The organism is Shewanella sp. MTB7 (assembly GCF_027571385.1).
GTDB lineage: Bacteria > Pseudomonadota > Gammaproteobacteria > Enterobacterales > Shewanellaceae > Shewanella.
Genome location: NZ_CP085636.1, coordinates 2,106,457 through 2,117,492, shown reverse-complemented (window position 1 = coordinate 2,117,492; position 11,036 = coordinate 2,106,457). Strand labels below are relative to the sequence as shown.

General features: G+C 43.1%; 7 protein-coding genes. 2 read left to right on the top strand and 5 right to left on the bottom strand.

The window, feature by feature from the left end:
- Positions 1-6: 6 nt before the first annotated feature.
- Positions 7-282, top strand: a complete 276-nt coding sequence (locus HWQ47_RS08950) for a TfoX/Sxy family DNA transformation protein (protein ID WP_269970794.1) — start codon at positions 7-9, stop codon at positions 280-282.
- An 87-nt stretch (positions 283-369) separates the two neighbouring features.
- On the opposite strand, the gene cydX is transcribed toward HWQ47_RS08950, so the two are convergent.
- The 4 genes from cydX to purL form a co-directional block, all read right to left on the bottom strand.
- Entirely contained in the window at positions 370-486 is a 117-nt protein-coding gene (cydX, locus tag HWQ47_RS08945) for a cytochrome bd-I oxidase subunit CydX (RefSeq protein ID WP_143563192.1), read from the bottom strand.
- 15 nt (positions 487-501) lie between these two features.
- On the bottom strand, positions 502-1,641 hold the full coding sequence (gene cydB, locus HWQ47_RS08940; RefSeq protein WP_269970793.1) for a cytochrome d ubiquinol oxidase subunit II: 1,140 nt from the start codon (positions 1,639-1,641) through the stop codon (positions 502-504).
- Positions 1,642-1,655: 14 nt separating this feature from the next.
- On the bottom strand, positions 1,656-3,212 hold the full coding sequence (locus HWQ47_RS08935; protein WP_269970792.1) for a cytochrome ubiquinol oxidase subunit I: 1,557 nt from the start codon (positions 3,210-3,212) through the stop codon (positions 1,656-1,658).
- Between the two features lie 1,286 nt (positions 3,213-4,498).
- Positions 4,499-8,380, bottom strand: coding sequence for a phosphoribosylformylglycinamidine synthase (purL, locus tag HWQ47_RS08930; protein ID WP_269971707.1), 3,882 nt, complete (start codon positions 8,378-8,380; stop codon positions 4,499-4,501).
- 437 nt (positions 8,381-8,817) lie between these two features.
- On the opposite strand from purL, the gene mltF reads away from it, so the two are divergent.
- A complete protein-coding gene (gene mltF / locus HWQ47_RS08925) occupies positions 8,818-10,260 on the top strand; it encodes a membrane-bound lytic murein transglycosylase MltF (RefSeq protein ID WP_269970791.1) in 1,443 nt (480 codons plus the stop codon).
- Between the two features lie 243 nt (positions 10,261-10,503).
- Here the strand turns inward: mltF and tadA are convergent, their stop codons facing one another.
- Positions 10,504-11,022, bottom strand: coding sequence for a tRNA adenosine(34) deaminase TadA (gene tadA, locus HWQ47_RS08920; protein WP_269970790.1), 519 nt, complete (start codon positions 11,020-11,022; stop codon positions 10,504-10,506).
- Positions 11,023-11,036 lie beyond the last annotated feature (14 nt).

The following is an 11,036-nucleotide window of genomic DNA, read 5'->3' as shown; positions in this document are numbered from 1 at the left end:
CGAAAAATGAAAGTAGAACAACTCGGCGGCCTAGGCCCTAAGTCCGCAGTTTGGCTAAACAACATCGGGATTTACACTCGCGCTGAACTGCACGCCGTTGGTCCTATAACCGCCATGATAAGGCTAGAGCGCGCTGGACATACATCGAGTTTAAATATGTTATACGCCTTGGTCGGTGCACTTGAGGGTGTTCATTGGCAAGAGATCGCTCACACTCGCAAAGGAGAGTTGGTTTTGGCACTTGATGCAGCAAGGGAGTTAGAGAAACTCTCCGAAGGTTAATTTCTAGACTCATTAAAAAGCCCCGTAACGCTTAATGCATTAACGAGGCTTTTGTTATCAACTTAATCAGTAAACTGAGGTAAGTGATTAATCTTTATTTTCAGTGTCTCTGTCCATGTTTTCGGTCGTTTCAAGCCAAAGGGCATTGATGATTCCGAATGAACACGCCAGCAATACACCAAGTATCCAAGCAAAGTACCACATAATGTCGGCTCCTTATTAGTATAGTGACGTCTTGTTATTATCAATAAAGCTACGAGATAAGCGACCAAACATCTTCATATAAGTGTACACAGTGTAACTCAGTACAATTGGTATAAAGATGATAGCAGCCCACGTCATCACAGTTAACGACATTTCACTTGCTGTTGCATCCCACATAGTCAAACTCACATTTGGCTCAAGTGAAGACGGCATAACAAATGGGAACATAGCCGCACCACAGGTTAAAATCACAGCAGCAATAGCTAGTGAACTAAACAAGAAGGCAAAACCACTGCGATTAAAACGGCTTGTTAACAAGACTAAAAGTGGCATCAATAACCCCAATACAGGGAACATCATGGTCACTGGATATTTATCGTAGTTTGTTAACCAAGCACCAGCTTGGATCTCAACCGTTTTAAGGGTCGGATCTGAGATATCATAAGTGCTAAAAGCAGATGTGATCACATATCCATCGATACCATTGACTAACCAAACACCCGCAGCACCAAAGCAGACAAATAGAATGATAGCTAGGATTTGAGACGCATTAGCAGCACGAACTCTCAACTCCCCCTCAGTCTTCATCTGTAGCCAAGTCGCACCTTGCATCATAAACATGCTGACGCAGACAATACCCGCAAGCAGACCAAATGGATTCAACAGACCGAAGAAACCACCATAGTAAGTTGCACGTAGGTACTCATCAAAGTTGAATGGCACACCTTGCAGTAAGTTACCAAACGCGACACCTATGATAAGCGGTGGCACAAAACCACCGACAAACAGAGCCCAATCCCATGACTTACGCCATCTTGGATCTTCTATTTTAGAGCGGTAATCGAAGCCTACAGGACGAAGGTACAAGGCAAACAGTACCAACATCATGGCAACATAGAATCCCGAGAACGATACGGCATAAACCATAGGCCAAGCCGCAAACAGAGCGCCACCAGCAGTGATTAACCACACCTGATTACCGTCCCAATGAGGGGCTATCGAGTTGATCATGATACGACGATCAGTGTCATCTTTACCTATGATAGGTAAAAGTGCACCAACCCCCATATCGAAACCATCCGTGACGGCGAAACCAATAAAGAGTACCCCAATCAGCACCCACCAGATCAATCTTAACATTTCATAATCAAACATAATCAGATCTCCACTTAGGCATCAAGGTTTTCAAAATGATAACGGCCAGTTTTTAAACAACTAGGACCTTGACGAGCAAACTTAATCATCAAGTAAGCTTCGATAACCAGTAGCACAGTATAGAATACTGAGATTGATATGATACTGAACCAAAGATCACCGACAGATAAACTTGAAGCTGACATAAAGGTCGGTAACACTTCGGAGATAGTCCATGGTTGACGGCCATATTCAGCCACAAACCAACCACACTCAATCGCGATCCAAGGCAGTGGCAAGCTAAACAGTGCCGCTTTTAATACCCAAGGCTTCTCTTCGATTTGATGACGAGTGCTTTGCCAAAATGCAGCGGCGAATACCAGTAACATCACCATGCCAGCACCGACCATGACACGGAACGACCAGAACATAGGCGCGACATTCGGAATTGAATCCTTAGCAGCTGCTATAATTTGTTCTTCCGTTGCATCAACGACATTATCTGTATAACGCTTCAACAAGAAACCATAGCCTAAATCTATTTTCGCCTCTTCAAATGCCGCTCTTAGCTCAGGCGTTTCATTACCAGCACGCAATTCAGTTAGCATGGCATATGCTTTCATACCGTTGCGAATACGCACTTCGTGATCATCAATCAGCTCATGAATACCAGTCACCTGTTCATCTAATGAACGTGTGGCAATAATGCCCATAGCATAAGGTATTTTAATCGCATAATCAGTGTGCATGGTTTCTTGATTTGGAAAACCAACCACTGTAAACGCTGCTGGTGCAGGTTCGGTATGCCATTCAGCTTCAATCGCAGCCAATTTAACCCGCTGCGCTTCACCGACTTTATATCCAGATTCATCACCCAGTACGATAACAGACAAAATTGATGCCATACCGAAACTTGCCGCAATCGCAAATGAGCGACGTGCGAACGGTAGATCACGTTTCTTAAGTATATAGTAAGAGCTGATCGCGAGCACAAACATGGCGCCTGCGACATAGCCAGATGCTACGGTATGAACAAACTTCACCTGTGCAACAGGGTTAAACACAACATCTGCGAAGCTGGTCATCTCCATACGCATGGTTTCATAGTTAAATACAGACCCAACCGGGTTTTGCATCCAACCATTAGCAACTAAAATCCATAACGCTGATAAGTTAGAACCTAACGCAACAAGCCAAGTTACAGCGAGATGCTGACGCTTGCTAAATCTATCCCAACCAAAGAAGAACATACCGACTAGGGTAGACTCAAGGAAGAAAGCCATGAGTCCTTCGATGGCCAATGGCGCACCGAAAATATCCCCAACATAATGGGAATAGTAAGACCAGTTTGTACCAAACTGAAACTCCATGGCGAGACCGGTGGCCACACCAAGAGCAAAGTTAATACCGAACAACTTACCCCAAAACTTGGTCATATCTTTATAGATCTGCTTATCCGTCATCACATAAAGTGATTCCATGATCGCTAGCAGAAAGGCGAGACCCAAAGTTAAGGGAACAAACAAGAAGTGATACATAGCCGTCATCGCAAATTGAAAGCGCGATAACTCAACAACCTCTTCTAAAATCATTAGTGACTCCTTAGGTGGTACATCCTTGAAACTATGAGTAGATCCCCATCACTTATAGCTAAGGCCTATTTAGGAATTTAGTTTTAATCGTATTCAACGCCTTTTAGCGGTATCAACGTTTAAACTGCATATTATTATTCATTGGCCGAGTTTTCAGATTATTTCCTATTCTCGCCCACACGTCCCCGACTAGTGTCACAAAAAACAAGAAATTGCGACAAAAGCACAGAAAAACTGTAAAAAACTAGCTAGAGACTAATTTTCAGTTACTTAACTCGATTTAACTGAGCTTTCACCCCTATTTTATACCATTCAAAATTGATTCAAATCAATCAAACACTCCGCTTAAAACGGGTTTTGTGGTTAAGGACACAGTTCGATGCGTAGGAACATTGACTAAAAAACAGATCCATGATAGGGAAGACCTCCAGTGACGACTAAATAGACTTTTACTTAGCTTAATAAGATAAATGTCACATTTACTACAAAAAATACATCAATATAAATTTACACATCAATTTTATTACAAACAAAAACAATCAACAGAATTATTAACCAATTGAAATAAATGATAAAATAAAAAATACAACATATTTAAAGCATACAAACACTACATGCAAGATTAGTTTTAGTAATGATAATATATAATTTTTCTCGTTTGAGTACATTAAGGTTTAAGCATATCATTCGTCCTGTGTTAAGGAGACGGTTCGTTCATCCGGTGAAGTAGCCCGGCACAACCAAACTCCGCTCACATCACTTAAATTACTGTGTGGAGATACCCAAATGAAAAACTTATTCGATCGTCTAGTAAACAACTACAAGCGTGTTTTTGTTGAACTTTATACAGCTAGAGAGCTATAAAATAGCTTTTTAGCACACAAATTTTACTTGAAGTTTTGTTAGCGCAAAGCGGCCACCTGACTCAATGAGTTAGGTGGCTTTTTGCTATTTAACACCAGATAAATCTAATCTTACCATCTTCATTTAGCTATCACTTATATACTATAATGATCAATTAATCTCTTTTAGTAAGGGGTTTTTACACTTTCGTAGCCTAATGCTCCCAACCCGCTATTTGTCAAAGTTTAGTTTCTGCTGATATTTTAACTAGTACACAACCCGTTATTTATATTGCACTTATTCTCAGTTTAAAATGAAAAAAAAAGAGCTTCGAAAATTCGAAGCTCTTTTTTTTCACATTGATGTTAGTCATCGTTAATTTAGCAAACTTAACTATACTTGGACATTCTCATCCAAGAGTTGCCCATAGCATCATTGAGCTATCAACCTAGCTCAACACGTGCATTTCTGAACATTCTCATCCAAGGGCTATCCTCACCCCAGCCATCAGGATGCCATGAGTTGGCAACCGTTCTAAACACACGTTCAGGATGTGGCATCATAATCGTCACTCGACCATCAACACTCGACAGCCCAGAAAGCCCATTAGGCGAACCATTAGGGTTTTGCGGATACTGAGTCGCTATCTCTCCGTTGCCATTAACATATCTCAATGCGATGGTGCCAGATGCTTCAGCTGCTGCTAATGCTCGAGGTGAGACAAACTCAGCACGACCTTCACCGTGAGATACGGCGATAGGCATACGCGAACCTTCCATTCCCTGTAAGAAAATAGAGGGACTCTTCTGAACTTCAACTAAGCTAAAACGTGCTTCGAAACGTTCAGATCGGTTACGTACAAACCTAGGCCAATGTTCAGTGCCTGGAATAATATCTTTTAGGGTCGATAGCATCTGACAGCCATTACAAACACCTAGCGTTAAACTATCGTCTCGCTCAAAGAACTGACTAAACTGTTCACGAGCACGACCGTTAAACAAAATTGATTTAGCCCAACCTTCACCAGCACCCAATACGTCACCATAAGAGAAACCACCACAAGCTGCTAAGCCCTGGAATCCCTCTAACGTAATACGTCCACTGAGAATATCACTCATGTGAACATCGATACTTTCAAAGCCTGCACGATTAAACGCTGCAGCCATCTCTAAGTGTGAGTTAACCCCTTGCTCACGCAAGATTGCCATTTTAGGCGCGACACCTTTTAAAATATAAGGTGCTGCCACGTCTACCCTCGGATCAAACTTAAGATCAACGGTTAAGCCAAGATCGTTCACATCTTGTTTCAGTTCAAACTCTTCGTTAGCGCATTGCGGATTATCACGCAATAACTGCATCTGGTGCGTCGTTTCAGCCCAGATGGTTCTCAGTGCTGTTCGAGATTCAGCAAACAACTCACGCTCGCCATCACAAATAGTGATTTTGTCTTCTGGCGTCAGCGTACCAATAACATGACAAGCAACGCCGGCAGCGACAAACTTAGCTTGAATCGCCTCACTTTGCGCACGACTCACCTGCAATACACCACCAAGCTCTTCGTTATATAAACGCTCTATATCACTACCTGAGATAGAACAGAGATCAATAGACAGTCCCGTGTGACCCGCAAAAGCCATCTCAACTAAGGTAGTAAATAAGCCACCGTCGCTGCGATCATGATAAGCAATCACTGAACGTTCACGAACAAGCGGCTGCATCACTTCAAAGAAGCCACGCAATAAATTAGCATCTTCAAGATCTGGCGTTGTATCACCGAGCTCACCGTATACTTGAGCCAGACATGAACCACCAAGGCGGTTATGACCTGCGCTTAAATCCACAAGCAAAAGCTCAGTGTCACCTTTATCGGTGCGCAGCTCAGGTGTCACGGTATTGCGAATGTCTTGTACTGCACCAAATGCGGTAATCACCAGGGACATAGGTGAAGTCACTGATTTTGCTACTCCCTTGTCTTCCCAAGCTGTCTTCATCGACATCGAGTCTTTACCCACTGGAATAGTGAGATCCAGTTCAGGACACAGCTCTTCACCAATCGCTTTAACCGCAGCATAAAGACCAGCATCTTCACCAGGATGACCTGCTGCTGACATCCAGTTTGCGGAGAGCTTAACGCGCTTGAATGAACCTATGTCTGCACCTGCAATGTTCATGATAGATTCAGCTACCGCCATACGAGCCGATGCGCCAAAATCTAATAATGCCAGCGGTGTACGCTCACCCAGTGACATAGCTTCGCCAGTGTAAGCGTCATAACTCGCAGCCGTTACTGCACAATCAGCAACTGGGACTTGCCAAGGACCCACCATCTGATCACGATTAACAAGACCCGTTACACTTCTATCACCAATGGTGATAAGGAACGTTTTCTCAGCAACGGTGGGCAAACGCAGTAGACGATGAGCAGCTTCTTTTATCTCAATTTTAGCTTGGTCTAATTTAGGGGAAACCGCTTTAACGGTTACGGCGTTTCGGCTCATCTTAGGTGCTTTACCTAACAAAACCTCTAAAGGCATATCGATTGGCTTATCACCAAAATGCTCATCACTTAAGGTTAGATGACGCGCTTCAGTTGCAATACCGACAACGGAGAAAGGCGCACGTTCTCGCTCACAAATGGCGGCAAATACGTCAAGGTTTTCAGGGGCAACCGACATAACATAACGTTCTTGAGATTCATTACACCATATCTCAAGAGGACTCATGCCGATCTCGTCTGAAGGTACATTTCTCAATTCAAAGTTAGCACCACGGCCACCATCGTTAACCAGCTCAGGGAAGGCATTTGATAGACCGCCAGCTCCGACATCATGAATAAATTGTATTGGGTTTCTGTCACCCATCTGCCAACAGCGATCGATCACTTCCTGACAGCGACGCTCCATCTCAGGATTTTCACGTTGCACGGAAGCGAAATCGAGATCTTCACTCGATTCACCAGACGCCATTGAGGAAGCAGCACCGCCGCCTAGGCCTATATTCATTGCAGGACCACCCAATACGATTAATTTCGCACCAACAGTGATCTCGCCTTTCTGAACATGTTCACCACGGATATTACCTAGACCACCAGCAAGCATAATCGGCTTATGGTAACCACGGACTTCCACGCCATTATGGCTACACACTTCCTGCTCATAAGTACGGAAATAACCGAGTAGCGCTGGACGACCAAACTCGTTGTTAAACGCCGCGCCGCCCAATGGGCCTTCGGTCATGATAGCCAGTGCGGTTACGATACGCTCAGGTTTACCATAATCGGCTTCCCAAGGTTGCACAAATCCAGGAATTTTTAAGTTTGAAACACTAAAACCGGTTAAGCCTGCTTTAGGCTTAGATCCACGTCCCGTCGCACCTTCATCACGGATCTCTCCGCCAGAACCTGTTGCTGCGCCCGGATATGGACTAATCGCCGTTGGGTGGTTATGGGTCTCCACTTTCATCAAGATATGCATTGGCTCGGTGTGATAAGCATAAACACCATTATCTTCAGGGAAGAAACGGCCAGCTTCATAGCCTTCCATTACCGCGGCATTATCTTTATATGCAGACAAGACACCATCAGGCGTCTTCTCAAAGGTATTTTTGATCATCTTGAATAAAGATTTTGGCTGAACTACCCCATCAATCGTCCAATCCGCATTAAATATCTTATGACGGCAATGCTCTGAGTTCGCTTGAGCAAACATCATCAACTCTACGTCATTAGGATCCCGGCCTAGCTTAATAAAATTCTCAACCAGATAATCTATCTCATCATCAGCCAGTGCCAATCCTAAATCGTTATTGGCTTTCTCCAGCGCACTACGCCCTTCGACTAGCACATTGACGCTAGCGACTGCTTTAGGCTGCGTATGTGCAAAAAGAATGTCGGCCTTATCAAAACTCGTCAGCATCACTTCGACCATACGGTCATGAATCAAAGTATTGAGTGTTTTTTGTTGTTCACTGCTGAGCGCATCCGACTCAACGTAATAAGCAACACCACGCTCTAGGCGGCTTATTTTGTTAAGACCACAGTTATGAGCAATATCCGTTGCCTTAGATGACCAAGGTGAAATAGTGCCAGGACGTGGAGTCACAAAATAGAGTGAACCTTGTGGTTCATGCGCTTCGATAGCTGGACCATAGGTGAGGAGTTTGGCGAGTTGTTCAGCTTCACTCTTATCAAGAGGTTCAGACAAATCGGCTAAATGGATATATTCAGCATAAATACCGCTAATAGGAAGTAATTCATTGTCAAAAGCTTCCATTAATTTTTGAACTCTAAACGCTGATAAAGCAGGGGCTCCGCGGATGATCTCCATCACGTCATTTCACCTTATAAATTATAATTGCAGGGTCAGATCTGGCGCTATTATAGGGAAATATTTCCGACAAATCACCCGTAGTATTTTGTTAAAAACAGTGTTTGCTGACAAATACAAACAAACACTAATATCGGCTCATAAATGGTTTGTTTTACAATAAATGATGTGATTTTGGCGATTTAGCGACCAATAATGACTCAAGTTGTTATATCTCATATTTTACCCATTGAATTCATTTTGCAAAAATAGCCCATAACGAAAAATAATAGACACTAGCGAGGAAAACTTTAGACCATAATATAAACAAATATTCACCGAATTATTCATTCGGTTCACGAAAAACGCGGCAAAAATTGGGTTTAACGTTACCTATGATATAATTGTCTACTTGCTTATTGAAAATGACTCGGTAACCGACAACAACTTTGGTATTTATGAATAGAATTTTGCTTATTTTACTGACTCTAACACTACTGGCTGGCTGCCAGAGAGTCACAGTGGAAGAAACAAAGTTAACCCCAAAAGTGATTGAGAAAACAGTATTGAATGTAGGCACTCTCTATGGTTCTCAAGTTTACGTCACCACAGGACAAGGTGAGGCAGGGTTTGATTATGAGATGGCCAGTCGCTTTGCTGACTACCTAGACTTAAATTTAGCGATGAAGCCCTACTCCAATATCAAAGATCTTTATCTTGCTTTAGGTAAAGGAGAGATTGACTTTATCGCTGCAGGACTTGCCGACACCCCCACTCGCAGAGAAAAGTTCAGGCTTGGCCCTCCTCTATATAGGGTCAACCAAGTGCTGGTTTATAAACAGGGTTCGCCGCAACCTAAGGACATTTCACAACTCGAAGATGATATTACAGTGATCACTGACTCCTCATTTGTTGAAACCCTGTCTCAGCTACAAAAAATGTACCCTGAACTCGTGTGGGAGCAAGAGAAAGATAAAGACAGCGAGGAGCTTTTGGCCATGATAGCCAGAGGAGAGATCACCTATACCATCGCCGACTCAACCACTTTTGAGATAAGCCGACGCTATATGCCTGAACTTAGAGCCGGTTTAACCCTAAAAGAAAAACAAGCCATTGTCTGGCTGCTACCGGCACAGAACAGCGATAAGTTGATGAGCGAACTACTCAACTTCTGGCATCAAGAGAAACTTAATGGGACCTTAGCCCACCTTGATGAAAAATATTTTGCCCACGTAAAACGTTTTGATTATGTGGATACCCGCGCATTTCTTAGGGCCATTGACAATAAGCTTCCGAGGTACAAGGAACGGTTTCAACATTATGCAGGCGATCTAGATTGGAGAAAATTAGCAGCCACCGCCTACCAAGAATCACATTGGAATCCCAATGCGCGTTCCCCTACAGGCGTTAGAGGCCTAATGATGTTAACATTGCCAACAGCAAAACAGATGGGAATAGAGAATCGTCTCGATGCAGAGCAAAGCATTAAAGGAGGGGCGAAGTACCTTATTAATATCCTCAATCGATTGCCTGAATCAATCCCAGATAATGAGCGAATGTGGTTTGCGTTAGCCTCCTATAATATCGGTTATGGCCATGTAGAAGATGCTCGTAAGCTAGCAGAATCTATGGGATTAAATCCAAGTGCATGGCGAGATTTGAAAGAAGTACTACCTTTACTACAAAAACGAAAATATTATAAGCAAACACGCTACGGTTATGCCCGTGGCAACGAAGCTGTACATTATGTTGATAACATCAGACGTTATTACGATACCTTGGTCTGGATAGATAATCAGAACAAGATAATGGAAGATGAGCAAGCCTTAAGAGAGGAATCTCAACTTGCCGAGCAGTTAGGGCAAGAAGTCAATGAGTTATCCGGTGCACAGCCACAATAACAAAGTAGGAATAGCCAATGAAAAGAAGAGCCATAAACAATGTATCCGCAAGACGCAGATCTCAATTGAAATTAAAGCATCAAAGAACCCTCAATAGACAGAAGCTCTTTTTCGCATGCATTCAACCTCCAGCTATCTAAGATCAATCACACTTTTAGATTAACTGCACGGTATCATCACGCAGTTAATCTATTAAATTTGCTCAAGCTTCCATTTTCCTCTCAGGCTAATCCAATCATTCAATCACTTGGCTTCATTATTCGAAGTGTTACCTTTTTCATGTTGCTTAAGCGCTTTTTTCTCTTTTCGACGACGTCTAAAAAACTGACTCAACTGTTCAGCACACTCTTCAGCCAACACGCCTGATGTGACCTCAAGTTGGTGATTAAAGACCGGATGCCGCACCAGATCGATCACTGTACCCGCAGCACCGGTTTTAGCATCATTAGCACCAAAGACTAAACGGGACACGCGAGAATGAACCATAGCACCAGCGCACATAGCACAGGGCTCTAGCGTGACATATAAAGTGGTATCTAACAGACGATAATTTTCTATCACTTTACCCGCCTGACGCAAACACTGCATCTCGGCATGGGCTGATGGGTCATGTAAGCCAATACAAAAATTAAATCCTGCGCTTATTACCTCGTCATCTTTAACCAATATGGCACCAACGGGAACCTCACCTTTCTCTTCGGCTTTTACGGCCATATCCATTGCCATTTTCATATAATGAATATCGCGTTCTGTTTGTGACAAGCCACACCCCATAA

What these genes read in the sequence shown, in the direction of transcription:
- HWQ47_RS08950 (WP_269970794.1), top strand. Translation starts at nt 7, where the DNA reads ATGAAAGTAGAACAACTCGGCGGCCTAGGCCCTAAGTCCGCAGTTTGG.
- cydX (WP_143563192.1), bottom strand. Translation starts at nt 486, where the DNA reads ATGTGGTACTTTGCTTGGATACTTGGTGTATTGCTGGCGTGTTCATTC.
- cydB (WP_269970793.1), bottom strand. Translation starts at nt 1,641, where the DNA reads ATGTTTGATTATGAAATGTTAAGATTGATCTGGTGGGTGCTGATTGGG.
- HWQ47_RS08935 (WP_269970792.1), bottom strand. Translation starts at nt 3,212, where the DNA reads ATGATTTTAGAAGAGGTTGTTGAGTTATCGCGCTTTCAATTTGCGATG.
- purL (WP_269971707.1), bottom strand. Translation starts at nt 8,380, where the DNA reads ATGGAGATCATCCGCGGAGCCCCTGCTTTATCAGCGTTTAGAGTTCAA.
- mltF (WP_269970791.1), top strand. Translation starts at nt 8,818, where the DNA reads ATGAATAGAATTTTGCTTATTTTACTGACTCTAACACTACTGGCTGGC.